Annotated in this window: 24 protein-coding genes and 1 riboswitch; of the genes, 12 read left to right on the top strand and 12 right to left on the bottom strand. The window is 71.3% G+C overall.

Features of this window, described 5'->3' with window-relative positions:
- Positions 1 to 24 precede the first annotated feature (24 nt).
- The 4 genes from ACQEUX_RS10305 to ACQEUX_RS10290 all read left to right on the top strand — a co-directional run bounded on the left by ACQEUX_RS10305 (position 25) and on the right by ACQEUX_RS10290 (position 6,297).
- Positions 25 to 1,251 (top strand): MFS transporter, encoded by a 1,227-nt coding sequence (locus tag ACQEUX_RS10305; protein ID WP_433044732.1) that lies wholly within the window; start codon positions 25 to 27, stop codon positions 1,249 to 1,251.
- A 96-nt stretch (positions 1,252 to 1,347) separates the two neighbouring features.
- Positions 1,348 to 1,564: riboswitch (cobalamin riboswitch) on the top strand.
- A 198-nt stretch (positions 1,565 to 1,762) separates the two neighbouring features.
- Positions 1,763 to 4,081 (top strand): ribonucleoside-diphosphate reductase subunit alpha, encoded by a 2,319-nt coding sequence (locus ACQEUX_RS10300; protein WP_433049743.1) that lies wholly within the window; start codon positions 1,763 to 1,765, stop codon positions 4,079 to 4,081.
- Positions 4,082 to 4,134: 53 nt separating this feature from the next.
- Positions 4,135 to 5,130 (top strand): ribonucleotide-diphosphate reductase subunit beta, encoded by a 996-nt coding sequence (locus tag ACQEUX_RS10295; protein ID WP_433049740.1) that lies wholly within the window; start codon positions 4,135 to 4,137, stop codon positions 5,128 to 5,130.
- Between the two features lie 87 nt (positions 5,131 to 5,217).
- Positions 5,218 to 6,297: a glycoside hydrolase family 19 protein gene (locus ACQEUX_RS10290; protein ID WP_433044729.1), complete on the top strand. Its 1,080-nt coding sequence runs from the start codon at positions 5,218 to 5,220 to the stop codon at positions 6,295 to 6,297.
- A gap of 57 nt (positions 6,298 to 6,354) precedes the next feature.
- Here ACQEUX_RS10290 and ACQEUX_RS10285 read toward each other — a convergent pair whose 3' ends face one another.
- The 4 genes from ACQEUX_RS10285 to ACQEUX_RS10270 form a co-directional block, all read right to left on the bottom strand.
- Positions 6,355 to 7,572 (bottom strand): ferritin-like domain-containing protein, encoded by a 1,218-nt coding sequence (locus ACQEUX_RS10285; RefSeq protein WP_433044726.1) that lies wholly within the window; start codon positions 7,570 to 7,572, stop codon positions 6,355 to 6,357.
- Positions 7,569 to 8,414: a phosphate/phosphite/phosphonate ABC transporter substrate-binding protein gene (locus ACQEUX_RS10280; protein WP_433044724.1), complete on the bottom strand. Its 846-nt coding sequence runs from the start codon at positions 8,412 to 8,414 to the stop codon at positions 7,569 to 7,571. The genes ACQEUX_RS10285 and ACQEUX_RS10280 overlap by 4 nt, the downstream gene beginning before the upstream one ends.
- Entirely contained in the window at positions 8,414 to 9,583 is a 1,170-nt protein-coding gene (locus tag ACQEUX_RS10275; RefSeq protein WP_433044721.1) for an acyl-CoA dehydrogenase family protein, read from the bottom strand. Before ACQEUX_RS10275 ends, ACQEUX_RS10280 begins: the two co-directional genes overlap by 1 nt.
- 76 nt (positions 9,584 to 9,659) lie before the next feature.
- Entirely contained in the window at positions 9,660 to 10,604 is a 945-nt protein-coding gene (locus ACQEUX_RS10270; protein WP_433044718.1) for an ion transporter, read from the bottom strand.
- 404 nt (positions 10,605 to 11,008) lie between these two features.
- Here ACQEUX_RS10270 and ACQEUX_RS10265 point away from each other — a divergent pair, with 404 nt between their 5' ends.
- Positions 11,009 to 11,368 (top strand): hypothetical protein, encoded by a 360-nt coding sequence (locus ACQEUX_RS10265; RefSeq protein WP_433044715.1) that lies wholly within the window; start codon positions 11,009 to 11,011, stop codon positions 11,366 to 11,368.
- A 91-nt stretch (positions 11,369 to 11,459) separates the two neighbouring features.
- Here ACQEUX_RS10265 and ACQEUX_RS10260 read toward each other — a convergent pair whose 3' ends face one another.
- Positions 11,460 to 11,924 carry a GNAT family N-acetyltransferase gene (locus ACQEUX_RS10260; RefSeq protein ID WP_433044712.1) on the bottom strand — a complete coding sequence of 155 codons (465 nt, stop codon included), beginning with the start codon at positions 11,922 to 11,924 and terminating at the stop codon, positions 11,460 to 11,462.
- 366 nt (positions 11,925 to 12,290) lie between these two features.
- Positions 12,291 to 13,148 (bottom strand): SDR family oxidoreductase, encoded by an 858-nt coding sequence (locus ACQEUX_RS10255; protein WP_433044708.1) that lies wholly within the window; start codon positions 13,146 to 13,148, stop codon positions 12,291 to 12,293.
- Positions 13,149 to 13,246: 98 nt separating this feature from the next.
- Between ACQEUX_RS10255 and ACQEUX_RS10250 the strand changes: the two genes are divergently transcribed.
- On the top strand, positions 13,247 to 13,633 hold the full coding sequence (locus ACQEUX_RS10250) for a winged helix-turn-helix transcriptional regulator (protein WP_433049737.1): 387 nt from the start codon (positions 13,247 to 13,249) through the stop codon (positions 13,631 to 13,633).
- Here ACQEUX_RS10250 and ACQEUX_RS10245 read toward each other — a convergent pair.
- Positions 13,630 to 14,304, bottom strand: a complete 675-nt coding sequence (locus ACQEUX_RS10245) for a hypothetical protein (RefSeq protein WP_433044705.1) — start codon at positions 14,302 to 14,304, stop codon at positions 13,630 to 13,632. The genes ACQEUX_RS10250 and ACQEUX_RS10245 overlap by 4 nt on opposite strands.
- Before the next feature lie 30 nt (positions 14,305 to 14,334).
- Positions 14,335 to 15,360, bottom strand: a complete 1,026-nt coding sequence (locus ACQEUX_RS10240; RefSeq protein ID WP_433044702.1) for a DMT family transporter — start codon at positions 15,358 to 15,360, stop codon at positions 14,335 to 14,337.
- Here ACQEUX_RS10240 and ACQEUX_RS10235 point away from each other — a divergent pair.
- Positions 15,359 to 16,747: a PLP-dependent aminotransferase family protein gene (locus tag ACQEUX_RS10235; RefSeq protein WP_433044700.1), complete on the top strand. Its 1,389-nt coding sequence runs from the start codon at positions 15,359 to 15,361 to the stop codon at positions 16,745 to 16,747. The two genes, ACQEUX_RS10240 and ACQEUX_RS10235, sit on opposite strands and share 2 nt — an antisense overlap.
- An 88-nt stretch (positions 16,748 to 16,835) precedes the next feature.
- Here the strand turns inward: ACQEUX_RS10235 and ACQEUX_RS10230 are convergent, their stop codons facing one another.
- Positions 16,836 to 17,798 (bottom strand): helix-turn-helix transcriptional regulator, encoded by a 963-nt coding sequence (locus ACQEUX_RS10230; protein WP_433044697.1) that lies wholly within the window; start codon positions 17,796 to 17,798, stop codon positions 16,836 to 16,838.
- A gap of 492 nt (positions 17,799 to 18,290) precedes the next feature.
- On the opposite strand from ACQEUX_RS10230, the gene ACQEUX_RS10225 reads away from it, so the two are divergent.
- Complete coding sequence (locus ACQEUX_RS10225) at positions 18,291 to 18,953, top strand: hypothetical protein (RefSeq protein ID WP_433044694.1); 663 nt, start codon at positions 18,291 to 18,293, stop codon at positions 18,951 to 18,953.
- A 129-nt stretch (positions 18,954 to 19,082) separates the two neighbouring features.
- Positions 19,083 to 21,080 (top strand): Xaa-Pro dipeptidyl-peptidase, encoded by a 1,998-nt coding sequence (locus tag ACQEUX_RS10220; protein ID WP_433044691.1) that lies wholly within the window; start codon positions 19,083 to 19,085, stop codon positions 21,078 to 21,080.
- Positions 21,081 to 21,122: 42 nt separating this feature from the next.
- Here the strand turns inward: ACQEUX_RS10220 and ACQEUX_RS10215 are convergent, their stop codons facing one another.
- Positions 21,123 to 21,710, bottom strand: coding sequence for a MarR family winged helix-turn-helix transcriptional regulator (locus ACQEUX_RS10215; RefSeq protein WP_433044688.1), 588 nt, complete (start codon positions 21,708 to 21,710; stop codon positions 21,123 to 21,125).
- Between the two features lie 113 nt (positions 21,711 to 21,823).
- Here ACQEUX_RS10215 and ACQEUX_RS10210 point away from each other — a divergent pair, with 113 nt between their 5' ends.
- The 3 genes from ACQEUX_RS10210 to ACQEUX_RS10200 all read left to right on the top strand — a co-directional run bounded on the left by ACQEUX_RS10210 (position 21,824) and on the right by ACQEUX_RS10200 (position 25,324).
- Positions 21,824 to 23,407: an LLM class flavin-dependent oxidoreductase gene (locus tag ACQEUX_RS10210; protein ID WP_433044685.1), complete on the top strand. Its 1,584-nt coding sequence runs from the start codon at positions 21,824 to 21,826 to the stop codon at positions 23,405 to 23,407.
- Between the two features lie 64 nt (positions 23,408 to 23,471).
- The gene (locus ACQEUX_RS10205) at positions 23,472 to 24,068 is read left to right on the top strand and encodes an ArsR/SmtB family transcription factor (protein ID WP_433044682.1); all 597 of its coding nucleotides are present in this window, start codon (positions 23,472 to 23,474) and stop codon (positions 24,066 to 24,068) included.
- A complete protein-coding gene (locus ACQEUX_RS10200; protein ID WP_433044679.1) occupies positions 24,065 to 25,324 on the top strand; it encodes an MFS transporter in 1,260 nt (419 codons plus the stop codon). The genes ACQEUX_RS10205 and ACQEUX_RS10200 overlap by 4 nt, the downstream gene beginning before the upstream one ends.
- Positions 25,325 to 25,354: 30 nt before the next feature.
- Here ACQEUX_RS10200 and ACQEUX_RS10195 read toward each other — a convergent pair whose 3' ends face one another.
- Both ACQEUX_RS10195 and ACQEUX_RS10190 read right to left on the bottom strand, forming a co-directional pair.
- Positions 25,355 to 26,050 (bottom strand): alpha/beta fold hydrolase, encoded by a 696-nt coding sequence (locus ACQEUX_RS10195; RefSeq protein WP_433044676.1) that lies wholly within the window; start codon positions 26,048 to 26,050, stop codon positions 25,355 to 25,357.
- Between the two features lie 46 nt (positions 26,051 to 26,096).
- Positions 26,097 to 26,702 (bottom strand): DUF4291 domain-containing protein, encoded by a 606-nt coding sequence (locus tag ACQEUX_RS10190; protein ID WP_433044673.1) that lies wholly within the window; start codon positions 26,700 to 26,702, stop codon positions 26,097 to 26,099.
- Positions 26,703 to 26,710: the final 8 nt, after the last annotated feature.

The raw sequence follows: 26,710 nt of genomic DNA, 5'->3' as shown, positions 1-26,710 counted from the left end.
CAACGCTGTTGCTAAATTCGCTCGGTGCATGGATTGAGCAGAGGTCGACGCCTGGCGGCAGTTCTCGCGCTGGCGCTGGGCGGTGTGGCGGTCGGCCTGACCGAGTTCGTGGCGATGGGCCTGCTGCCCGACATCGCACGCGGTCTCCTCCCGCAGCAGTACGCCCAGTCGTCGTCGGACGCGGTGGCCCGCGCGGGCTGGATGATCACCGCGTACGCGCTCGGCGTGGTCGTGGGCGCGCCCCTGATCGCCGCACTGTCCGCCCGGCTGCCGCGCAAGAAGCTGGTACTCGGGCTGCTCGTCCTCTTCGTCGTCGGCACCATCGCGTCGGCGACCGCGCCGACGTTCGACCTGGTGCTGGTGGCGCGGTTCGTCGCCGCGCTGCCGCACGGCGCGTACTTCGGGGCCGCCGGCCTGCTCGCGGCAACCCTGCTGGGCCCCGGTAACGAGGCCCGGGGGTTCGCCGTCGTGCTCAGCGGCCTGACCGTGAGCAACGTGGTGGGCGTACCCCTGATCACCCGGCTCGGGCAGGCGGCCGGTTGGCGTACCGCCTACCTGATCATCGCCGGGGTGTTCGTGCTGACCCTGCTGGCGGTGCTGGCGGTCGTGCCGGAGGTCGTCGCGGCGGTCGACGGCTCGCCGGCCGCCGAGCTGAGGGCGCTGCGGACCGCCCAGGTGTGGCTCGTCGCGGCCACGGGGGCGGTGGGCTTCGCCGGTTTCTTCGCGGTCAACACGTACATCGCGCCGGTCACCACCGACGTCGCCGGCCTTTCGGCCGCGACGGTGCCGTGGGCGCTGGTCGCCGTGGGCCTGGGCATGACCGTCGGCAACGCCCTGGGGGGCTGGCTCGCGGACCGGGACCTGCGCCGGAGCATGATCGTCGGCTTTGCCGCCATGATCGTGAGCATCGCCGTGTTCAGCCTCGTCGCGTCGAACCGTGTCGGCCTCTTCGTGGGCGCGTTCCTGGTGGGCGCGACGAGCCTCTACCTGGGGCCGGTCCTGCAGGGGCGCCTGATCACGGTCGCACCGGGCGCCCAGTTGATGGGCGCGGCGATGAACCAGTCGGCCATGAACATCGCGAACAGCCTCGGCGCCGCGCTCGGCAGCGTCGCCATCGCCGCGGGCTTCGGCTACCTCGCGCCGGGCTGGGTCGGCGTGGGCCTCGCGATCCTCGGGCTGGGCCTGGCGGGTGTCAGCTTCACGGTCGAGCGACGCTCGCACGCCCCGCAGCCGGTGGCCGTCGCGGGCTGACCCGCCGGCTCGGAGACGGGTGACGGTCGTCACCAGCGCGCCGCCGACACGCCGGAGACCGACATGTGGGGTGTGACAACGGCAGTGTCCCTATATATGGTGTCGAGCGCAGCTGGTTCGACCGCTCAGCCCGAGCGGTCGAGGCAAGAGGGAACCCGGTGGGAATCCGGGACTGTCCCGCAGCGGTGAGTGGGAACGACCGCCGTCATCAGCACTGGGCCACCAATCGGCCTGGGAAGCGACGGCCAGTAGGAGACCGGCGAGCCCGGTCGCGCCTGCGAGTCCGAAGACCTGCCAGCGCGCCGTACACCCGCATCCGGGTGGGCGGCGGTCCGAGGCCGCGTGGGACGGCTGACGCCACCTGACCCACGCCCTGCCCGGGGTGTGGCGTCCGCCGGTGTCCGTCTCCTCGCGTCCGAGGGCCATCAGGTCTCGAACTCGCGAGGAGTGAGTGGTGACAGTCACCGACGTTGTCCCGGCCAGCGGCGACACGGCCCTGCGGCGGACGCCGATGCAGGTCCGCAAGCGCAACGGTGCCACCGAGCCGGTGGACGTGAACAAGATCGTCCGGGCGGTCGAGCGGTGGGCCGACGACCTCGCCGACGTCGATCCGATGCGCGTGGCGACCCGCACGATCAGCGGTCTGTACGACGGCGCGACGACGGCCGAGCTGGACCGGCTGTCCATCCAGACCGCCGCAGAGATGATCGGCGAGGAACCGCAGTACTCGCGCCTCGCCGCCCGGCTGCTGTCCGGCTACGTCGGGAAGGAGGTACGCCGGCAGGGCGTCACCTCGTTCAGCGCGGCGATCCGGGTCGGCCACGCCGAGGGTCTGATCGGTGACGACACCGCCGCCTTCGTCGCCGCGCACGCCACGATGCTCGACGACGCCATCGACCCGGACGGCGACCGGCGGTTCGAGTACTTCGGCCTGCGCACGGTGTACGACCGGTACCTGTTGCGCCACCCCACCAGCCGGCTGGTCCTGGAGACCCCGCAGTACTGGCTGCTGCGGGTGGCCTGCGGGCTGTCCCGTACGCCGGACGAGGCGGTCGACTTCTACCGCCTGATGTCCAGCCTGGCCTACCTGCCCAGCTCGCCGACGTTGTTCAACTCCGGCACCCGGCACACCCAGATGTCCTCCTGCTACCTGGTCGACTCCCCGCTCGACGAGCTGGACTCGATCTACCAGCGGTACGCCCAGGTCGCCAACCTGTCCAAGTTCGCCGGCGGCATCGGCATCGCGTACTCCCGGGTCCGATCCCGGGGCGCGCTGATCCGCGGCACCAACGGGCAGTCCAACGGGATCGTGCCGTGGCTGCGCACGCTGGACGCCAGCGTCGCCGCGGTCAACCAGGGCGGCCGGCGCAAGGGCGCGGCCTGCGTGTACCTGGAGCCGTGGCACCCGGACATCGAGGAGTTCCTGCAACTGCGGGACAACACCGGCGAGGACGCCCGGCGTGCCCACAACCTGAACCTGGCCAACTGGATCCCGGACGAGTTCATGCGCCGGGTCGAGGCCGACGAGATGTGGTCGCTGTTCGACCCGAGTGAGGTGCCGGAGCTGCCCGACCTGTGGGGGGAGCGGTTCGACGCCGCGTACCGGGAGGCCGAGGCGCAGGGTCGCCACGTGCGGCAGGTCCCGGCGCGGGAGCTGTACGGGAAGATGATGCGCACCCTCGCCCAGACCGGCAACGGGTGGATGACCTTCAAGGACGCCGCCAACCGCCTGTGCAACCAGACCGCCGAACCGGGCAACGTGGTGCACCTGTCCAACCTCTGCACCGAGATCGTCGAGGTGTCCAGCGACGCCGAGACCGCGGTGTGCAACCTCGGGTCGGTGAACGTCGCCGCCCACCTCACCGACGGCGGCGTCGACTGGCAGCGGCTGCGCGCCACGGTGCGTACCGCCGTGACGTTCCTGGACCGCGTCATCGACATCAACTACTACCCGACCCCGCAGGCGGCGGCGAGCAACCCACGCTGGCGGCCGGTCGGGCTCGGGCTGATGGGCCTGCAGGACGTGTTCTTCGCGCTGCGGCTGCCGTTCGACTCCCCGGCCGCGCGCGAGCTGTCCACCCGGATCAGCGAGGAGCTGTACCTGACCGCGCTGGAGACCTCCGCCGACCTGGCGCGCCGCTTCGGCGCGCATCCGGCGTACGGGCAGACCCGGGCCGCACGGGGCCAGCTCCAGCCCGACCTGTGGGGTGTCGAGGGAACGCAGACCGCGCGCTGGGCCGCGCTGCGCGAGCAGGTCGAGGCGTACGGGCTGCGCAACTCGCTGCTGGTGGCGGTCGCCCCGACCGCGACCATCGCCTCGATCGCGGGGTGCTACGAGTGCATCGAGCCGCAGGTGTCCAACCTGTTCAAGCGCGAGACCCTGTCGGGGGAGTTCCTCCAGGTCAACACCGCGCTGGTCCGCGAGCTGAAGGCCCGTGGCCTGTGGACCGACCGGATCCGGTCGGCGATCAAGCGGGCGGAGGGGTCGGTGCAGGACATCGCGGAGCTGCCGTCCGGTGTCCGGGAGCTGTTCCGTACCGCGTGGGAGCTGCCGCAGCGCGCGCTGATCGACCTGGCCGCCGCCCGCGCCCCGTTCATCGACCAGTCCCAGTCGCTGAACCTGTTCCTGGCCGCGCCGACCATCGGCAAGCTCTCCTCGATGTACCTGTACGCCTGGAAGGCCGGGCTGAAGACCACCTACTACCTGCGCTCGCGTCCGGCCACGCGGATCCAGCAGGCCACCGTCAGCGCCGTCGCACCCGTCGTCGTCGACGCGGAGGCGCTGGCCTGCTCGCTGGAGAACCCCGAGTCGTGCGAGGCCTGCCAGTGACCCCCGCCGACGCCACCACCGACACGAGCACCACCGACACGAGGACCACGCACATGCTGCTCGACCCCGGGATGGACCTCACCCTCCGCCCGATGCGCTACCCGCACTTCTTCGACCGCTTCCGCGACGCCATCCGCAACACCTGGACCGTCGAGGAGGTCGACCTGCACGCCGACCTCGCCGACCTCGACAAGTTGTCGCCGGCCGAGCGGCACCTGGTCAGCCGCCTGGTGGCGTTCTTCGCCACCGGCGACACGATCGTCGCCAACAACCTGGTGCTCAATCTCTACCAGCACGTCAACAGTCCCGAGGGCCGCCTCTACCTGTCCCGGCAGCTGTTCGAGGAGGCCGTGCACGTCCAGTTCTATCTCAACCTGCTCGACACGTACGTGCCGGACGAGACCGAGCGGTTCGCCGCCTTCGCCGCCATCGAGAACATCCCCTCGATCCGTCGCAAGGCCGAGTTCTGCTTCCGCTGGATCGACTCCCTCAACAACCTGCGGGAGCTGCGGTCCCGGGAGGACCGGCGTGCGTTCCTGCTCAACCTGATCTGCTTCGCCGCCTGCATCGAGGGCCTGTTCTTCTACGGCGCGTTCGCGTACGTCTACTTCCTGCGCTCCCGGGGCCTGCTGCACGGGCTGGCCTCCGGCACCAACTGGGTGTTCCGCGACGAGTCCATGCACATGGCGTTCGCGTTCGACGTCGTCGACACCGTCCGGGCTGAGGAGCCGGACCTGTTCGACGACGATCTCGCCGACCAGGTTCGGCAGATGCTCACCGAGGCCGTCGAGTGTGAGGTGCAGTTCGCCGAGGACCTGGTGGGCCACGGCGTGCCCGGCCTGACGTTGACCGACATGCGGGAGTACCTCCAGCACGTCGCCGACCGCCGCCTCGCCCAGCTCGGCATCGCGCCGCACTACGGGTCGGGCAACCCGTTCGGCTTCATGGAGTTGCAGGACGTGCAGGAGCTGTCCAACTTCTTCGAGCGGCGGGTCTCGGCGTACCAGGTCGGGGTGACCGGCACGGTCGCCTTCGACGACGACTTCTGATCCAACTAATAGTAAAGATTGTGAACAGATGATGCTACAGTCACCCCTGTCGATGTAACGCTCGGAGTTCCCGGGAAGGAGTGACCCATGTCGAGACTGCGCGCCCTGGCCGCGCTCGTGGCACTGACCGTCGCCGGAGGCCTGTTGACGGTGCTGCCGTCGACCCCGGCGTCGGCCGCCGCCTGCGCGGCGTCCTGGCAGTCGTCGGCCGTCTACACCGGAGGCGCCCAGGTCTCCCACAACGGCCGCAACTACCAGGCGAAGTGGTGGACCCAGAACGAGGCGCCGCCGGGGACCACCGGCGTCTGGCAGGACCTGGGCACCTGCGGAGGCGGCACCACGCCACCTCCCACCGGCGGCTGCACCTATCCGAACTGGGCCGCCGGCACCTGGTACGCCACCGGAAGCATCGTGCGGTACACCAACGGCCTGTACTACATCGCCGAGCACGACAACCCGGGCTACGACCCCATCATCAGCACCTGGTACTGGGAGCCGTACACCTGCGGCGGTCAACCGCCCACCACCCCGCCCCCCACCAACCCCGGCGGATTCGTGGTGACCGAGGCCCAGTTCAACCAGATGTTCCCGGGCCGCAACTCCTTCTACACGTACTCCGGGCTCGTCGCCGCCCTCAGCGCCTACTCGGCGTTCACCAGGACCGGCAGCGCCACCGTCCAGCGTCAGGAGGCCGCGGCCTTCCTGGCGAACGTGCACCACGAGACCGGTGGGCTCGTCCACGTGGTGGAGCAGAACACCGCGAACTACCCGCACTACTGCGATCCCGGCCAGCCCTACGGGTGCCCCGCGGGGCAGGCTGCCTACTACGGTCGGGGACCGATCCAGCTGAGCTGGAACTTCAACTACAACGCCGCCGGGATCGCCCTCCAGTTGCCACTGCTGACCAACCCGTGGCTGGTGCAGAACGACGCCGCGGTCGCCTGGAAGACCGCCATCTGGTACTGGATGACCCAGAACGGGCCGGGCACCATGACCGCTCACAACGCGATGGTCAACGGCGCCGGCTTCGGTGAGACCATCCGCAGCATCAACGGCTCGATCGAGTGCAACAATGGCAACCCGGCGCAGGTGCAGAGCCGCGTCACCAGGTACCAGCAGTTCGTCGGCATTCTCGGCGTCGCCGCCGGAGCCAACCTGTACTGCTGACCCGCGGGCGGCCGGGCTCCCGAGCGGGGGAGCCCGGCCGGCGCCACGGCGCAGGGCTCACATGAAGTTGCGGGTGTGCAGGGCGGAGAGCGCGGCGGCCTCGTCGGGCGGGAAACCCAGCCGTACCAGTCGGCGCTGACGGCCCTGATCCATCGCGTGTTGCAGAGCCTGCACCCGGTCGAACCCGGCGGACACCTCGTCAGGGTGCCAACCACCTGCCGCGAGCACCACCAGCGCGTCGAAAACATCCGCGTTGAGGCCCGCGGTGTCGACGAGCGCGTCGTGACGGCGGTGGATGGCGGCCCGCAGTCGATCCCGCAGCAGTGGGTCCAGCTGCGCCTGATGCTCCAGGTGCGCCATGCCGAACACCACGTGCCGGCGCTCGTCCTGCATGGCGAGCCAACAGATCCGGCGCGTCACCGGGTCCGGGGCGTTCTGGTGCAGGAACGAGAGCAGATCGACGAAGCTGCCCTCGCCGAGCACGGAGAGCAGGAACGACGCCAGCGCGAAGTCGGACTCCGCGACGAGTGTGAACAGCGACTGTCGGCCGCCCGCGGACGACGTGCCCAACTCGGCACCCCGCAGTAGTGCCCGCCGGCTGAACACCTCCATGTGCCGGGCCTCGTCGGCCATCTGCACAGCGAGAAGCTGCATCACCTCCCGGAAGTGCGGGTGGATGCGCCCGACGAACCGGGCCGGCACGACGAGCGCGGCCTGTTCGTTCTCGACCAGGTAGGTCATCACCTGCACCACCGCGGCCTCGACATCGGCCGGCAGCGCGAACGGCTCGTCCCACGGCACGGCGGTCTGCGGATCCCACTGTCGTGCGGCCGCCTGCGCGTACAGGTGGGGAGCGACATCGGCCCACACCAGGTCGCGATCGTCCAGGTCGAACCGGGCCTCAGGGCCACCGGCCTCGAGCAGCGCCCCGCGGGCGCCGAGGCCCCACCGGGCCGGGGGCCGGCTGCTGAGTGCCGACGGGAGGGCGGGCCCGGCCCGCTCCGCGCCGAACCAGCGGTCGTCATCGGCGGTGCCCCGGACGACCACCGCCACCAGCTCGCTCCGGTCGCCCTGCTCCGGCCATTCGACCCGATGACCCCGGCCGCGACACCAGGCGGGCAGGTGCACGGGCAACGCCGGGTCGCGGCCGGAAACCGCCAACCGGCCACCGGGCGACAGCCCGGCCAGGGCACGTTGTACGAGTAAATGCGCTCCCCGGCCGAAGCCCAGATCACCCAGGTGGACCTCGACGTCGGCGGCCGGTGCCGCGCTCACGGCCGATAGTCCGTGGCCGTCACCCGCCCGTCGGGCGAGTAGAAGCCGGTGGCGTCGACCGCCGTGGCGAGGAGGTCGTACCCCGTGGTGCGGCCGTCCTTCCAGGCCGTCAGCCCCTCCAGGTCGAGCAGTGGGCGCACCTGCGGATCGGCGTACGACATGCCGAGCAGCAGCGTGCCGAAGAGTCGGACACCGGCGGACTCCGGCTCGCGAACCGTCATGTTGCAGTGGTCGTACGATCCGGTCTGCGCGACGATCCGGGTGCCCTCGGGCGGCAGCGTGCCCTCCTGGACGAACGCCAGGTGGTTGGCGTCGATCATGCAGGCGGCGTCGACCCCACCGGCCACCAGGGCGCGGGCCGCGTCGCGCTCGCCGCCGATGTGGTCGCCGTGCAGGCCGACGCCGACGTCGAACCGGCGTACGTCGACCTCGACCCCGGCGGTCGCGAGATGACCCAGCGGAATCAACGTCGCCTGCGGACTGTCCACCGCGCCGACGCCGACCACCGCCCCGGCGAGGTCCGCGACCTGTCGTGCCGGCGAGTCGGCGCGGACCACCACGATCGAGGTGAGGTCCTGGTCGGTGTCGCGCATGGTGAGCGCGCGTACGCTCGCGCCGGTGGCGGCCGCCAGTCGCTCGGCCCGTAACCACGCCAGGGGCGAGTTCCACGCCGCGTCGATCCGCCCGGCGACGAGATCCTCGACCTGTCGCTCGTAGTGCGAGTAAAGGACGAAGTCGAAGTCCAGGCCTCGTCCGCGCAGCCAGGCGCGGAACCCCTCCCAGATGGTCACCACCCTGGGGTCGTATGCGACCGCGCCCATCAGGACGGCTGGCGCCGGCATCAGCGGTTGGCCTCGTCCAGCAGCGGCAGACCGGTGGCGACACGACCGACGAAATCGTGCAGGGCGTCGGTGGTCGGTGCCATCACCCGGGCTGCGCGCGAGTCACGGAAACGGCGTTCGAGGCCCAGCTCCTTGCGGAACGCGCTGCCGCCGCAGAGCCGCATCGCGCCATCGGTCACGTCGGCGACGGTCTCGCCGGCGAGGGCCTTGACCTGTAGCACCCGCAGCGTCGCGTCGTCGCGACCGCTCTCCAGCGCGGTGAGGGTGTCGTCCAGGAAGGCGCGCAGGGCGGCGGTGCGGATCATCAGTCGAGCGAGGTCGCGCCGCGTGACGGGCGCGTCGCGAAGGGCGGCGCCGGTGTGCGCGAGCGTGGTCCCGGTGACATGCCGACCGGCTTCGGCGACCGCGCTGTCGGCGAGACCGAGACAGAACGCGGCGTTGAGCACCAGGAACCAGGGGAGGACCGCACCGAGCGCGGTGTCGAGCCCTGCGCCGTCGGCCGCCATCATCGCGGCCGACGGGACTCGGAGCCCATCGGCGGTCATCGGCCGGGAGCCATTGCCGCGCAGGCCCAGCCCATCGAAGTCGCCGGTCACGCTCAGGCCGGCACTGTCGGCGGGCACGAGCCACAGCGTCATCGGACCGACGCCCTGTGACAGCGGGAGGCTGGACCAGACGTAGCTGTTGGCCTCGCCGGCCGAGGTGACCCAGCTCTTGCGGGCGTCGAGGCGGATGGTGCCGTCGTCGGTCACTGTGGCGGTGCCGGTCGGCGACCAGAAGTGGCTGCGCGAGCCGTACTCGGAGAAGGCCAAGGTGGTGAGATGACCGCCGGTGGCGATGGCGGCGCGGACCTCGCGCGGGCCGTGCGCCTCGATGACCGCGGTCGCCGCGTAGTGCATGAGCACCACCATCGCCGTGGACCCACACTCGGCGGCCAGCCGCTCGATGACCGTGGCGACCGCCCGCATGCTCTGGCCGCCGCCACCGACCTCCGTCGAGGAGGCCAACCCGAGCAGGCCGGCCGCGGCGAGGGCGTCGAGACCCCGGCGGGGGAAGGTGCGCTCCCGGTCGACGATCGCGGCCTGCGGGCGGATGACGTCGTCGATCACCGTGCCGAGTGTGTCCGTTGAAGCGGTGCTGGGCTGGGCATTGTCGACACTGGCCGTCATGCGGGTGCCCTTCAGTCAAACCGGTGGGACCGCGGCCGAGACTATCCGAACTGGATGACGCAACGCGAGCACTGGATCACCGTCTGGTGCGGGTGCCGTCGCGGTGGGGCCGGCCGTGCCCGTCCTCCCGGTCGATCCGCAGCTCCCGCTCCAACTCGGCGATGACCGCCCGCAGGTCGTCCAGCCGTTGGGTCAGCGCGATGCGGTCCACCTCGTCCGGCACGCCGTCGCCGTCCTCGTCGTACCCGGGGGCCAGGCGTTCGGTCATCTCCAACCGGCGTGCTTCCTCCATCGAGTTGACGATGACCGCGATGAGGATGTTGAGCAGCAGGTTGACGGTGATGACCACGTAGCTGACGTAGTAGAGCAGCGTCCACGGCGAGACCGCCATGCCCTGTTCGATGAGGTCCGGCAGCGTCTCCAGCGACAGCAGCACGAACAACGTCAGCAGGGACCGGCCGATGTCGCCGTACTGCTCCGGGTATGTGCTCCCGAAGATCAGCCAACCGGCCATGCCGTACACGTAGAGCGTCACGACGGCGAGGGCGAGGAAACCGCCGACGCCCGGCAGGCTGCGCCACAGCGCGGAGACGATGGTCCGCAGGCCCGGCGAGAACCGCACCAGTCGGACCATGCGGGCGACCCGTACGAAGCGCAGCAGCGCCGAATCGCCGTGCAGGCCCGGTATGAAGATCGCCGCGATCACGACGAAGTCGAACACGTTCCAGCTGTGCCGGAAGAAGTCCTGTGGACGCTTGCCGTAGGCCGCCAGCCGAACACCGATCTCGACGACGAAGACGGCGCGGAAGAACAACTCCAGCCAGTGCAGTGCCGCGCCCGCCGGGATCAGATCGTCGTACGTCTCCAGGCCGAGGACGACCCCGTTGGCGAGGATGACCACGACGATGACGATCTCGAAGGGTCGCGACCGGGCGAGCTGGGCGCAGCGATCGGCCCAACTGGATCGGTCGGCGGGTGGGGCCGGCTCGCCCCGCTGGGCGGGAACGGGTGCACCACTCACCAGTCGGCCGGCTCGATCGGGTGTGCCGGGCCCGCCTCGGGGGCCCACCTTCGGCCGTCGTCGTGGCGGTGCGGGTGGGGTGCGGTCATGTCCATCAGCCTAGCCAAGATCAATGACCGTGGACGGCCGCGCGATCCGCTCAGGCGCGGCTCGTCCGCTCCCTGGTAGGGCGGGCGTCGGCGCCGCAGGCCAACAGGACCTCGGCGCTCACCCTGCGCACTAGCTGGCCAGGCTGCCCTGCGCCACGATCAGGGCCGTCTCGTTCAGCGTCATCGGCAGCAGGTCAGCCGTTCTTCCGCCCGGCGTGATGCCGGCTGGTCTAGGTTCTCGGTGGTGAGCGGGACCGGCCGGCGCGCGTCGACCGGTGGCGAGGTGGTCGCGAGTCAGCTGGTGAGAGGTGTGCGATGTCAGACTCTGATCTTGCCGGCCTGCGGGAACGGGCCGCGAACGGTGACCGGGACGCGATCGACCAACTCGTCGAACTCGCCGGTGAGCGGGGTGACCTGGCGGAGCTGCGCCAGCTCGCCGAGGACGGCAATGCCGACGCGGCGGCCCAGCTGGTCGAACTCGCCAGTGAGCTCGGCGACATGAACGAGCTGCGGCGTCTCGCCGACCGGGGCGACCGGGACGCTGCTGACCAGCTCGTCGAGTTGGCGGCAGAGCGCGCCGACGTCGGCGAACTTCGACGGCTCGCCGACGGGGGCAATCGGGACGCGGCCGACATGCTGGCCGAGCTCACCGAGGAGGAGGACGAGGCGGAGTAGTCGGCGCGGCGCGATCCACACCACGGGCGGCGGGTCCGGCCCGCGCCGCCCGGATGGCACGCCTCGAAGTCATGTCACGGTGGCCTCGGAGTCATGTCACGGCGGTCAGGTACCGGCGGTACCCGACAGCGGATTGCGAGAACCCGACGGCCGCATAGAACTGGTGAGCATCGGTGCGCCTCGCGTTCGACAACAGCTGGATCTTGTAGCAGTCGGCCGTGGCGGCCTCCTCGAGAGCAGCCGCCATGAGCGCCCGGGCGACGCCACGTCGGCGCCATTCGGCTGCGACCACCATGTTCTCCACCAGCATGTACGGGCGCGCGCCGCGGGTGAGGTTGGGGGCGACGAGGGCGTCCAGAGTGCCCACGAAGGTGTCCCCGGCGACCGCCAACAGTAGGCGGCGGCCCGCTTGCGCGTGCAGGTCGCGCCAGGCGGTGGCCAGCCGGGCGGGGTCTGGCCGCGAGTCGTCGGGTGCGAGCTGCCACAGCAGTGCGAAGACCTGCTCGGGGTCGTCCTCAGGCACGGCGGCGCGGACGACGACGTCATCCACCTTCACCGGGTCACCGGCACCAGATGCGGGAACGCGTGTGCGTTCCGAACGGCGTGCCGGAAGTCAGGGGCCTCCGTGTCGGTGCCGCCGAGTTCCGGCCGGCACGTCAGCCCAACCGAAGCGGACCGCCCATGTTGCCGCCGCGGCGGCAACCCGGTGGTCCGGGTGCGATGGGTGTCGATCTGCCCAACCATGCCGTCGAAGATATCGCGCTCAGCGCTCGTCCCAGCGTCGCGGATCACCAGCGTGTCCGGTCGCCGCTGCGGAAGGAGCGCCGCCGCTCCGGGTGAGCCGCCATTTCCGTGGTCCAGCGGTCGGGCGCCGGGCGGGCGACGGGACCGTGTGGCCCGTGCCCGCCCGGGAGGCGGTTGGTCAGGCCTGCGCGGCCCGGATGGCGTCGCGCAGCGGCGTGCTCGGCCGACCAATCAGCCGGCTGAGGTCGTCACTGTCGGTCACCAGCTCACCGATGGCGATCGAGTGGTCGAGCGCGGCGACGAACCCGGCGGTCCCCGCGTCCAGGCCGACGTTCTCGAGGGCCGAGGCCAGCTCGTCGGCCGACAGGTCCTGGTGGACGACGGTGGTGCCGGTGGCCTCGCTGACGGCGTCGGCCAGCTCGTCGAAGCTGAAGGCGGTGCCGCCCAGCTCGTAGACGGCGTTGCCGTCCTCCTCGCGGGTCAGCGCCACGGCGGCGGCGGCGGCATAGTCGGTTCGGGTGGCGGCGGAGACCTTGCTGCCACCGGTGGCACCGAGGATCTTGCCGGACTGCAGGTACTGCGGCAGCTGGTCGGTGTAGTTCTCGGTGTACCAGCTGTTGCGCAGCACGGTGTAGGCCAGGCCGGACACGGCGAGGACGTCCTCGGTGGCCTTGTGCTCCGGCGCGAGGGGGTTCGTGGTCGTGTCGGCCTTCAGGATGCTGGTGTAGACGAGGCGCTCGACCCCGGCGAGCTTGGCCGCGTCGATCACCGCGGTGTGCTGCGCGACGCGCTGACCGGGAGTGTCGCCGGAGATGAGCAGCAGCCGGCGTACGCCCGCCACGGCGCCGGGCAGCGTCGACGGGTCGTCGTAGTTGGCCTTGCGGATCTCGACTCCGCGCGCGGCGAGGTCGACGGCCTTCTCCGGGCTGCGGACGATGGCGGCGATCTCGGTGGCGGGCACGCCGGTGTCGAGCAGGTTCTCGATCACCAGGCGGCCCAGCCGGCCGGTGGCGCCGGTGACGGCATAGGTGGGCATGGGAACCTCCGGTAGGGCAGTGGCGAATTTGCAAGCACTTACGAATCTACAGCACATGCCTTCGGGTAACCATGGGGTAGGCTGGTGCGGTGAGCGACATGCCGGCCCAGGACCCGGCGGGGCCTACCCAGGAACTCGTCAGCGATGTCTTCGCACGGGGCTGCACCTCCCGTGCCGCCTTCGAGGACGTCACCTCGAAATGGGCCTCGCTGGTTCTACTGGCGCTCGGCGAGGGGCGCTACCGGTTCAACGCGCTGCGTCGCCGCATCGACGGTGTCAGTGAGCGGATGCTCTCCCAGACCCTGCAGACCCTCGAACGCGACGGCATGCTCACCCGCGAGGTGCTCACCGCGATCCCGCCGCGCGTCGAATACTCGCTGACCCCCCTCGGCGCACGGGTCGCCGAGAAACTTCGTGGCCTCGCCGACCTGCTGGAGGACTCGGTGCCCGAGTTGCAGACGGCCCGCGAGCGCGAGCGGGGCTAGGAGTCCTCTACCCGCAGGCAACCTGCGCGGCCGTCGGCGGACAGAAACGCGAGTGCCACCGGAGCGGCACCGAGGTTGAGATAGAACGGCGTCCAGTTCGTCGCGAGACGCAGAAGTGGCCGCCACGGCCCGCCCACAGGCCAGTCATCCGGGTCGAGCGGCAGGTCCGTACCGCCGATCTTGTCGTAGTCGATCGCCTGGACGTAGCGGTCCCGATCTTCGGACGACAGCGCCAGGTAAACGTCGGACAACAGGGGTTCGGGATCCTCGTCGCGAACCAGGTCGACTGTGTACTCCGCAGGTGATCCATCGTCGTGGTAGAGCGTCGGGCCGCTGGTCAGCGGGACGGTTGGCCCGGCGAAGGTACCGGGCTGGACGACCACGGCGTTCTCGCCCCCGTCGGCGAGGATGACGTCCGGGTCGAACTCGTCGGCATCGCGTCCGTGGTCCCCGTGAGTGACGAAGACGTAGGCGAGCCGTCCCGGGTCGTCGCCGACGAGTTCGGGTTCGAGCACTATCTGGCACAGGAAGCGCATCGGCGTGCCCCAGGCCGCGCTGACTGGCCACTGCGGTGGCCCGAGCCAGGTGGGCTGACCGCCGAACTTGGTGATCGGCTCGGTCACGGGCGTCTCGGCGCGGCGGTAGTCCACGATTCGCCACACGGCAACCATGCGCAGACCGTAGCAGGGGTCCAGCGCCTCTCACGGCGCGCTGACTGGTGATCGTTGCTCAGCATGTGGCGACTGCGCTCGGCCGTCGACACCGGCTACCGGCCCGAAGCGGCCATCGAGCACCACAAGCGTCTGGCCAGACCTGCCCTTCGCCGCGGTGCGCTGGATCAACACGACGCACCCCAGCACCACCAGCGCCGCCATGATCGAGCTGGGGGTCACGCGCTCGCCGAGCAGCAGCGCCGACCACCCCAGGGTGAGCACCGGCTGCGCGAGCTGGACCTGGCCGACCTGCGCGATGCCGCCCCGGGCCAGGCCCGCGTACCAGGCGAAGAAGCCCAGGAACATCGAGACCACGGTGAGATAGCCGAACGCCGACCAGGCGAGAGCGTCGGCGTGCGGCCGATCGGCCACGGCGGCGATGACTGTGACGGGCACGGTGGCGGGCAGCGAGAGCAGCAACGCCCAGCAGATCGTCCGGGCACCGCCCAACTCGCGGGCGAGCGCGCCGCCCTCGGCGTAGCCCAGGCCGCAGAGCACGACCGCCGCGAGCAGGAAAAGGTCGGGCAGGGTGACGCCCCCGCGTACCGCGCCACTGGCGCCGAGGAACGTGAGCACCGCCAGCAGCCCGCCGGCGCTCGCTGCCCAGAACAGCGGCGGCGGGCGTTCACCGGCACGCAGCACCGCGAACACGGCCGTCATCGCGGGCAGCGCGGCGATCACGACCGCGCCGTGCGCGGAGGTCTGCGTGAGGAGCGCCAACGAGGTGAACAACGGAAAGCCGACAACGACGCCGAGGGCGACGATCGCCATCCGACGCCACTGACCCGGGGAGGGTCGCGGTGCGTCGGTGAGACGCAGGTACGCCCAGGCCAGCAGCCCCGCGCCGACGGCCCGACCGAACGCGACGAACCACGGGTCGAGCTGCTGCACGGAGAGACGGGTGGCGGGCAGCGAGAGGCTGAAGCCGAGCACACCCAGCGCGCCGAGGGCGAGGCCGCCAACCCGGGACGTTGTTACCGTGCCGATCGTGGTAGCGCTACTCTTGTCCTTCATGGAAAACGGTAACGCAGCCGAGCGTGTTATCCAAGATCTACGCGGGCTGGTGGCCGCCGCCGGTCCCGGCGCCCGACTGCCATCGGTCCGTGAGCTGACCGCCCGGCACCAGGCCTCACCGGTCACCGTCACCGAGGCGATCCGGCGCTTGGTGGCCCAGGGGTTGATCGAGGCGCGACCCGGCAGAGGCACCTTCGTGGCCGCACAGCCGGACGAGCGGCACGTGCCCGACCTGTCCTGGCAGACCGTCGCGCTCGGCGCTCGCCCATCTGGTGAGGACGAGATGCAGGCGCTGCTGGCGCTGCCGCGCGCGGGCGCGATCCCGCTGTCCGGTGGTTACCTGGACGCGGATCTGCAGCCTGCCGCCGCGCTCGGCGCCGCCCTCGCCCGCGCCGCCCGCCAGCCCGCTACCTGGCAGCGCGGGCCGGTCGAGGGGCGCGAGGACCTGCGCGCCTGGTTCGCCCGCGAGGCCGGGCCCGGTCTGCGGGCCGAGGACATGGTGATCTGCCCCGGCGGGCAGTCCGCCCTGTCGTCGGCGTTGCGGGCGCTCGCCGCCCCCGGCGACGCCCTGCTCGTCGAGTCGCCGACCTACCTGGGCGCGCTGGCCGCGGCCCGGGCGGCCGGGCTCCGGGTGGTGCCCGTGCCGGCGGACGCCGACGGGGTACGCCCCGACCACCTCGCCGCAGCGTTCGCCCGCACCGGTGCCCGGCTCTTCTACTGCCAGCCGCTGTACGCCAATCCGCACGGCGCGACGCTGGCGGCTCACCGCCGGGCACAGGTCGCCGACGCGGTACGCGACGCCGGGGCGTTCCTGATCGAGGACGACTACGCCCGCGACCTCACCATCGACGGTCCGACCCCACCGCCGCTGGCCGCCGACGACCCCGACGGGCACGTCATCTACCTGCGCTCGTTGACCAAGTCGGCCGCGCCCGGGCTGCGCGTCGCCGCGATCGGGGCCCGTGGTCCGGCCGGTGCCCGGCTGCGGGCGGCCCGGCTGCTCGACGACTTCTTCGTCGCCGGCCCACTGCAACAGGCGGCGCTGGAGTTCGTCACCTCCCCGGCGTGGTCACGGCACCGCCGGGCCCTGACCACCGCGCTCCGGAGCCGCCGGGAGGCGCTGCTGAGCGCCCTGCGGCGGCACTTACCCGGCCTTTCCCCGCAGTCTGTCCCGCGTGGTGGCCTGCACCTCTGGGTCGGCCTGCCCGACGGCATCGACGACGTGGCGTTGGCCGCCGCCGCTGCCGTCGAAGGCGTCGTCGTCTTTCCGGGCCGCCCCTGGTACGCCGCCGAACCCCCGGCACCGCACCTGCGTCTCACCTACGCCGCAGCCGCACCCGAGCTCATGGACGAGGCCGTCCGCCGCCTCGCCCGAGCTCTGCGTTGATCGGACACCGGTTCAGCCGGTGTCAGCCCGTGCCCTGGGCGCAGATCGTGGCCACCTCGGCCAGATGCGGCGCGCACCGAGCCCCGACTCAGGCATTGAGCGTCTCGCGGGGCGGCACCCCGTAGCTGGCGTGGTACCGGGCGGTGAACCTGCTGTGGCTGGCGAATCCCCACCGGCTGGCGATCGCCGAGACGGTCTCCCGGCCTGGATCGGCCCGCACCAGGTCGTTGTGGGCCCGACCGAGGCGGATCCGTCGCAGGTACGCCATCGGCGTGGTGCCGAGATGGCGGCGGAAGGCGAGTTGTACCGCCCGCAGCGAGACGCCGGCGGCGCCGGCGATGTCGGCCGCGCTGATGTCCCGGCCGGCGTGTTCCTCCACGAAGGCGATCGCCCGCCGCAGGGTGGCGGTGTTGGCGTCGTGTCGGTCCGCGTTGGTCGGTTCGGTGAACGCGGTGTTGGGAAAGACCATGAGCGCCGCCGCGGCGAGCATTCGCGCGGCGTTGCCGATCACCAGTGGTTGTGCGCTGGTGGTCGGGTTGTTCAACACGACTTCACTGATGAAGCTGGTGGTGTTGCGCCACTGCCGGGCGAGCGCCGCGTCGGCGGGACCGAGGTCGGTGAATCGGATCTGGCCGGGCCGCCGCGCCGGCGCGGCGGTCGCCACCTGCGCCAGAACGGACAGGTCCAGCACGCAGAGCTCCACCTCGCCGGGTTGCCAGCGTGCGGTGCATGGCGCTTCGGGCCTGGTGACGAGGAAGACGTCGCCGGGGCCGAACCGATTGGTCGATCCGGCGCAGGCCCGATCGACTCGGGCGGTGTGGGCGCGTCCGATCACCAGCCCGCCGAGGGCGCTCGCGCCGATGTCGAGCTGCCCCGTCTGGCGCGTGGTCGCGATGGCGAAGGAGCCGGTGTCGACGCGGCGATGAGTGAGGCGGTATCCGTTTCTGCTGTGGATGCGCAACCTCGGGTCGTACATCGTGGACAGGAAGCGGTGAATGGCCGCCGGGTCACGGCTGTCGAACTGTTGGGTCCGCACTGGGGGTGACGTCATCCGCTGTCTCCGTCCGGTGAAGGTGTCGCCGGGCGGCGGACCGCCGCCGGCGGCGAGGTCGGGACGTGCCACTGTGCTCGGTGGTGTCCCGGTGTGATGCCCGGCGGTGCGTCGGCTGAGCCAGGTCCGTCCGCGTCCTCTGGGGCGGACCGGCGGTGAGGGTGACGAGACGTCGGAGTCGGGGTCGAACGTCGCGCGCGGGACGGCGGCGACCGGTCGAGGCGGTGTCGGATCTGGCCTGACCGTTGAAGGTTTCCGGGATGCAATATCTGTCGATGGGAATTTCACCATACGACAGCCGCGTCGTGCCGTCCCGCGAATCACTGCGGTGTGTCGGCAGACCGACTTCGCTTTCCGGCTAGTCGTCTGGTGTTTCTGCGCCTGCTGCCCTAGCCACCCGCACTATCGGCGGCGAAATCTATTCGCAATTCCCACGGACGTCGCAGGGAGAGCGGGCGGCTGCCGGGTGACCGGCCTACGGAGGGGTGATCGTTGGACAACACTGACCCTGACCGCGTTGTTCGGCTGGCGGTGGGCGAGGCGCTGGCCCGGGTGGCGGACGAGGACAGCCTGGCGCTGGGTGAGGGTGACGCGTCGGGGCGGCTCGGGGAGGCACTGCGCGAGGTGCTGCGCCGGGCACTCGACGACCGGGTTCCGCTGACCACGCCGGACTTCGTCGATCTCTGCCGTGACCTGAGTCTGAACCGCGACTCTTTCGACCTGCTCGGGCACTACGTGATGACCGCGTTGCTGACCCATCACGTCGGGCCGGACGCCCTGATCCGCGTGGGAGTGCTCTTCGGCACCGTCGGGCGCTATCTGCCCGGTGTCCACCCGGCCGCGCAGCGCAACGGAGGCCCCGTGCGGCGGCGACGCGACGTGCGCTCGGACAACAGCGTCGTCGGCCGGTACCGCCGCGCGAAGCTGCCGGAGCACCTGCCCAACCCACCGAGTTGGACCTGCACCGGATGCGGCGGCGAGTGGCCCTGCGCCACGAAACAGAGTCAGCTGCTCGCCGAGTTCGGGGGAGCGCGCGCCGCACTCGCGGTCTACCTCGGTTCCTGCCTCGTCGCCGCCGCCCAGGACCTACCCACGTTGCCGCCGACCAGGGTCCGGCTCCGATTCCTCGGCTGGCTGCCCCGCGCCCGGATCTGACCACGGCCCGCTTCGCTCGCCGGTCCCGGTGGACCTGTCGACCGGCGCCCCGAATCGACGCGTGCACTAGGCAAGAGGGACATCGATGCGATGGAATGTGATCCACGGTCGGCCCCTGGGAGGACACCGATGACGCCTGCTCCGTCGTCCACCGGCACCCGCGCGCGGGTCGCCAGCGGCCTGGTCGGCCTGCTGGTCGCGGCACTACCCGCAGCCCCGGTGGCCGCCTCTCCGGTGTCCGCAGCCCCGGTGGCGGCCGAGTCGGCGGCACGGCACCGCCCGGTTCCGCCGCACGTCGTGGGTGACCGGACGGTCCCCGCCTACTCCTATGCCGACGCGATCCGGGAGAGCGTCTGGGTCGAGACCCGCGCCGACACCGACGGCGACGGCGTGCGGGACCGGGTCGCGGTTGACCTCGTCCGGCCCCGGGAGGCTGCCGCGACAGGGGTCCGCGTGCCGGTCATCATGGACGCCTCGCCCTACTACCTCTGCTGCGGTCGGGGCAACGACGGCGAGCTCAAGACGTACGACGCGGCGGGCGTGATCGCCAAGGCGCCGCTCTTCTACGACAACTACTTCGTCCCGCGCGGGTATGCTTTCGCCGCCGTGGACCTCGCGGGCACCGCCCGCTCGACGGGCTGCGAGGACGTCGGTGGCCCGGCGGAGGTGGGCAGCGCCAGGGCGGTGGTGGACTGGCTCAACGGGCGAGCCCGCGCGTTCACCGCCGACGGCCGGCCGGTGAGCGCCGCCTGGAGCACCGGACAGGTCGGCATGATCGGTAAGTCGTGGGACGGCTCGGTCGCCAACGGGGTCGCCGCCACCGGTGTGCCGGGGCTGGCCACGATCGTGCCGATCTCGGCGATCTCCAGTTGGTACGACTACATGCGCTACCAGGGTGTCCTGCGCGCCACCGACTATCCCGGCTTTCTGCACTCGTACGTCAATGGCCGCACCGAAGAGGCCTGCGCGGACGTGCTGGCCCGGCTGCGCGCGGACAGCGCCGAGGAGACCGGTGACGACAACGGGTTCTGGGCGCAGCGCGACTACCGGCCCGCGGCCGACCGGGTGCGCGCCAGCGTGTTCGTGGCGCACGGCGTCAACGATCTGAACGTTACGACCAACCAATTCGCCCGCTGGTGGCAGGAGTTGGCCGAGCAGGGCGTGCCGCGCAAGCTCTGGCTCTACCAGGCCGGCCACGAGGACCCGTTCGACGTTCGGCGCGCCGAGTGGGTGGCCGCCCTGCACCGCTGGTTCGACTACTGGTTGCAGGGGCTGCGCAACGGGGTGATGGACGAGCCACGGGTCGACCTGGAGACCGCGCCGGGCACGTGGACGACGCAGCGGGACTGGCCTGCCCCCGGCACCCGGGACGTCCGGGTCGCCCTCGGCGCCGGCGACGGCGCGACCGGCACCCTCGGTGGGCGTGGCGCGCGACCGGGCCAGGAGCGGGCGTACGTCGACGAGTCACTGTTCGAGAGCGAGTTGGTCGCCGCGCCGAACGCCGCGACGTCCGGCCGGTTGGTCTTCCTCTCCGGGGCGCTGACCACTCCGCTGCGGATCTCCGGCAGCCCGTCGGTGCGGCTGCGGGTCCGGGTGGACCGGCCGACCACCGAGCTGACGGCCCGGCTGGTCGACTACGGCACCGCCGAGCGACTCCAGTACCGCAGCTCGGAGGGTGTGCGGACATTGGACACCGAGTCGTGCTGGGGATCCTCCACCGACGTCGACGACGCCTGCTACCGGGACACCGAGGAGATCACCGAGGTCTCCGACCACGCCGTGCTGACCCGGGGGTGGCTCGACGCCGCACACCACCGTTCGCTGGGGTTCAGCACCCCACTGCGCCCGGATCGGTGGTACACGGTGACGGTGCCGCTGAACGCGTACGACGCGGTGCTGCCCGCCGGGCACGTGCTCGGCCTGGTGCTCGGCCAGAGCGACCCGGAGTTCACCGAGACCGACGACCGGGACGCCACCGTCCGGGTCGACCTGGGCCGCAGTGAGCTCATTCTCCCGGTCACCGGTCGGGCCGGGCTGCCTGCCGTCGATGTCGCACCGCCGGTGGTCGCCGCACCGGCCGACCCGTCGGCTGCCCGGACGGCCCGGGACACCCGGCAGGTGCCCTGACCGGTCCGGCCGGGCTCGGCCCCGATCGGGCACTCCAGGGGTTCAGCCGGTACGGCGGGCGGCTCGGGGCGTGGCTGTCCGCCGGCCGCGTACGGCCGGGCTCGGGGCGGGCACCGTCGGTGCCGGGGTGGGCCGCACCTGCGCCACAACCTCGCAGAGGTCACGCAACGGGTCCGCCGCCTGGGCCGAGCAGGAGACCTTCTGCAGAAGTGCCCGTAGCGTCGCCGACTCGGTTGGCGCGAGCGCCCCCAGCAGGTGCGACTCGACCTGCCGCAGCGCCAACCGCCGCTGCTCCCACGCCGCGCGGCCGGCGTCGGTGGCGTCGATCAGCCGGTTACGCCGATCGGTCGGGTCCGGCCGCCGGGCGACGAAACCCGGCCGCTCCAGGTCGTCGATCAGGTACGTGAGCACGGTGCGGTCGATGCCGAGTTCCTCGGCGATCGCACCCTGGTTGCGGGCCGGCCCGTTGATCGCCGCGGTGAGCAACTGGTAGCCGCGGGGGCCGCCGGGGAAGTCGGTGAACGCGTGGTCGGCCGCCCGGACGTAACCACGGAAGACGACCCCGAGCATCCAGCCCAGGTCGTCGTCGTTCGGATCGGGCCGGTCCGGCCGGTGAGTGGCACCCGTCATCCCCCGACAGTAGCGCAGAAGACAGACGTTGTTGGTAGCAGATTATCTGTATGGCTTAAGGTTGAGGTCATGACGCATCGCCCGACGCGTCGCGTGAATTGGGAGGCTCGCAGATGAGCGACTACGGCCACGATCTGGTCTTCGGATCTTTCGTCACCCCCGGCGGGGGCGATCCGGACCACACGGTCGGCGTCGCCGTCCTTACCGAGCAGGTGGGGCTCGACCTGGTCACCTTCCAGGACCACCCGTACCAGCCGGCGTTCCTCGACACCTGGACGTTGCTGAGCTTCGTCGCCGCCCGGACCAACCGGGTGTACCTGGCGGCGAACGTGACGAACCTGCCGTTGCGTCCGCCGGCGGTGCTCGCCCGCAGTGTGGCCAGCCTGGACCTGCTCAGCGGTGGCCGGGTCAGTCTCGGCCTCGGTGCGGGCGCGTTCTGGGATGCCATTGAGGCGATGGGTGGCCGGCGGTTGACCCCCGGGCAGGGCGTACGAGCGTTGGAGGAGGCCATCGAGGTCATCCGTCAGCTCTGGGACGCCGAGACGCGCGGTGGTGTTCGTGTCGACGGCGAGTTCTACCGGGTGATGGGCGCCAAGCGTGGGCCGGCTCCGGCACACGCGGTGCCGATCTGGCTGGGCGCGTACAAGCCCCGGATGCTTCAGCTCACCGGTCGCCGAGCCGACGGCTGGCTGCCCACGCTGGGCTACCTCCAGCCCGGTGACCTGGCCAAGGGCAACGCGATCATCGACGACGCCGCGCAGGAGGCGGGCCGGTCGCCCCGGGACGTGCGCCGTCTGCTCAACATCGCCGGCCAGTTCTCGGTCGGCGGGCGCGGCCCGCTCAACGGACCCGCCGAGCAGTGGGTGCGGGAGCTCACCGAGCTGGCGTTGGGGGAGGGCGTCAGCGCCTTCATCCTCGCCAGCGACGACCCCGACGACCTGCGCCGGTTCGCCGGTGAGGTGGCCCCCGCCGTCCGCGAGCTGGTGGCGGCCGAGCGCGACCGCGGTACGGCACCGGCGCGTAACCGGGAGCCGGAGCGGGAGCCGGAGCCGGCGGCCGTGCCGCCGGTACCGCCGAGCCGTGCGACCGTGACCGGAGGCGCGTTCGCCGTGGTGCCGACCCCCGACGACGGAGTGCGCCGCAGCGACCAGCAGGTCTGGGACGAGTCGACCCGGCCGACCGGGCCGGCGCCCGACCCGAACCGCACCTACACGCCGCACGAGCAGGCCACCGGCCAGCACCTGGTGCAGATTCACGACGGCCTGCGCGCCGAGTTGGCCCAGATTCACGACCTGATCGAGCAGGTGGCGGCCGGCGAGATCGACGCCGGTGCGGCGCGGTCGCACATCAACACGATGACCATGCGGCAGAACCGGTGGACGCTCGGCGTCTACTGCGAGTCGTACTGCCGCATCGTCACCACCCACCACACCATCGAGGACCAGTCGTTCTTCCCCCGGCTCCGGGCGCGTGACCCCCGACTCGGCCCGGTCGTCGACCGGTTGGAACAGGAGCACCACGTCATCCACGACGTGCTGGAGGGTGTCGACCGGGCCCTGGTCGCGTATGTCGGGTCCCCGGACGGCCTCACCGAGTTGCGGGCGGCGGTGGACCTGCTGACCGACGCCCTGCTGTCGCACCTCAGCTACGAGGAGCGTGAGCTGGTCGAGCCGTTGGCTCGGTTGGGCGTCGGCTGACCAGCACGGCGGCCTGGCATGGTCCGGGGTTGCCAGACGCGATCTGAGAGACTACTTTCGAAACATGTCTCTCAAGAATCCGTACGGGGATTTCGAGATCACCGAGCCGCAGGCGCTGCGGGCGTTGGCACACCCGGTCCGGCTGGCCATCCTCGACCGCCTCCAGCGGCACGGCCCGGCCACCGCCACCGGGCTCTCGCCGCACGTCGGTGCCACACCGTCGGTGGTCAGCTGGCACCTGCGCCACCTCGCGACGTTCGGCCTGGTCGTCGACGCGGAGGGCACCACCAGCAAGCGCGAGCGCTGGTGGCAGGCCGCTGCCCGGGGCTTCCGTTTCACGCTGCCCGACGACGCCGAGGGGCAGGCCGCGGCCCGTCAGCTGCGCGGCGAGATGTTCGCCCGCGCCGCCGAGGTGCCGCAGCGGTGGCTGCTGCACGACGAACCCCGGCTGGACGCGCAGTGGCGCGGCGTATCCGGGTTGGCCGACACCCGGTTCGTGGCCACCCCGGACGAGCTGCGGCAGCTGGAGGCCGCCATCGAGGAGTTGCTCGCCCCGTACGTGCGGCGCAAGGACGACGACGCGCCACCGGCCGGCGCCCAGATCATCCGGATGCTGCGCTACCTCCTGCCCGAGCCCGGCGACGACCCGGCCGCGTCGTGACCGCCATCGACACCGTGCCCCCGCCGGCCCTGCACCGCGACCGGCGGTTCCGCACCTTCTGGCTCGGCGAGACGATCTCCCAGTTCGGTGATCGGGTCGGGGAACTGGCCCTGCCGCTGATCGCCGTCACCCTGCTCGCCGCGACGCCCGTGCAGGTCAGCGTCCTCACCGCGTTGATCTGGCTGCCCAACCTGCTGGGCCTTTTCCTGGGTGCCTGGGTGGACCAGCGCACTCACAAGAAGCGACTCCTGATCATCGCGGACCTCATTCGCGCCGCAGTGCTGCTCAGCCTGCCGGTGGCCTACCTGTTCGACGCGATCACCCTCACCCAGCTCTACCTGGTGGCACTGCTCACCGGCACCGGAGCGGTGCTGTTCGCCATGGCGCGTCAGGCATTCTTCGTGGCCCTGGTGCCGCGATCGGCGTACGTGGACGCGACCAGCAAGCTGAGCATGAGCCGGTCACTGTCCTTCATCGCCGGCCCGGCCGTCGGCGGTGGGCTCGTCCAGGCGCTCAGCGCGCCGGTCGCGATCGTCGTCGACGCGGTGTCCTTCCTCGGCTCCGCGCTGCTGCTCCGCCGCATCCCGGTGACCGAGTCGCCTCCACCCCCGCGTCGGTCGTCCACTCTCGGCCTCGTCCGCGAAGGGCTCGTGCTGGTGCTGCGGCACCCGGTGCTGCGGGCCGCCCTCGGTTGCACCAGCACGGTCAACTTCTTCACCTTCATCTCCAGCGCGCTGCTGGTGCTCTACGCCAGCCGCGAACTCGACCTGTCAGCCGGCGCCATCGGCATCGCCTTCGGGTTCGGAGCGCTCGGCGGGCTCGCGGGCGCGGCACTCGCGCCACGGATCTCGCGCGCCATCGGTCTGGGCCGTACCACCATGATCGGCGTGGTGCTCTATCCCGCGCCGCTCGCGCTGACCGCGCTGGTGTCCGGACCCACCTGGACGAAGGTGGCCATGCTGGCGGCCATCGAGTTGGTCTCCAGCGTCGGGGTGATGCTGATGGACGTCAACCTGAACGCCCTCCTCACCGCCGTGACCCCCGACGACGCGCGAGGACGCCGGGCCGGCGCGTACAGCGCCGTCAACTACGGCATCCGACCGCTCGGCGCACTGGTCGGTGGAGCGTTGGGCACCACCATCGGGCTGCGGCCGGCCCTGGTCGTCGCCGGCCTGGGCGGAGTGCTCGCCGTGCTCTGGTTGCTCGCGTCACCGGTACGCCACATCAGGACCCTCGACGACGGCCCGGAAGCCTGACCGAGGCCCACGCCCACGCGCGGCAACAGGTCAGGCGGCGTCCGCCAACAACACCCGGGCCAGCTCGGTCGGCTGGGAGAACATCGGCCAGTGGCCGGTGTCCATGGTGACCAGTCGCCAGTGCTCGCTGGTCAGCAGCTTGGTCACAGTCTCATTGGGCTCGGGCCCGTCGAGCAGGCACTTGACGTACGTCGCCGGCAGCTCAGCCAGCGGCCGGGTCAGCACGGCCGGCTCGCTCAGCGTCGCTCCCGGGTGCGGCGTGGAGCCCTCGATCAGGCGGGCGATCTGCTGGTCGGTGAGACCCTGACCGTCGAGGTCGGCGGCACCGGGCGGCGGCCAGTAGCCGCCGTTGTCGGCGAGCAGCGCCTCGAACGCCGCCTGGCCCTGCCACCACCCGGACGCGAACGACCCGCCGTCGACCGGCACCTCCGAGTCGACGAACACCACCCGGGTCAACCGGTCGCCGATCCGCTCGGCGGCCTGACCCACCGGGATGCCCGAGTAGCTGTGCCCGACGAGCACCACGTCGCGCAGGTCACGGCGCTCGATCTCGTCGACGATGTCCCGCACGTGGGTCTGTTGCCCGGCGGGCACGCCCTGCTTCTCGGCGAGACCGGAGAGCGTCAGTGGGTGAGCGGCGTGGCCGGCCGCCCGCAGCGGCGGCACCACCTCGTCCCATGCCCACGACCCCAGCCACGCCCCCGCCACCAACACGAAATCAGCCATGGCCGGGACCCTAGCGCGGCCCTGCGACAGCCCGGTGGCGCGACGCCTACCCGCCGCCCGTCGGGCCGAAGCGGGCAGCGATCTCGGCCGGCAGTGGGTACGGATGCTCGGCGGGCAGGTGTGCCGTTGCCGCTCGTACGTCGTTGGCGCGCAGAAGTTCCCGCACGCGGTGGACGGTGGGGGTGATGTCCGTGACGGCGACGATCCAGTCGTCGACGTACCGTGCGACCGCTTCGCCGGACAATCCGACCTGCAACGACCGGTACGGCAGCGCGCTCAGGTGCAGTGTCCGTTCCGGATCCCACTGCACCCGTACCGGGCTGGTCCTCAGTTGCCGCGACCACGTCGACCTGTCGCTGTGCACGGCCCGGTCGTAGTGACTCAGGCAGGCTCGCGCCAGCGCCCACTCGAAGCCCTCCCGCGTGATGTCGACGGACAGCACACGCTCCTGCCCGGGCTTGGTGGCCCAGCCGCAGCGGTACATCATCCACAGGAAGGACGGCTTGATCCAGGTCATCCGGTCGCGCTTGAAGGGGGCCACGAAGCGACCGGCGGCCACCGCCGGCAGCGCGATCTCCGGTGGGTACGCCTGGTACACGGTGATCGTGTCGGTCGAGTGGTGAGCACGGATCTGACGAGCGGGAACGGACACCTCCTGAT

This window comes from Micromonospora sp. CA-259024 (assembly GCF_050936255.1).
Taxonomy (GTDB): domain Bacteria; phylum Actinomycetota; class Actinomycetes; order Mycobacteriales; family Micromonosporaceae; genus Micromonospora.
The sequence above is the reverse complement of the archived record's forward strand: the minus strand, read 5'-3'. Positions and strand labels throughout refer to the sequence as shown.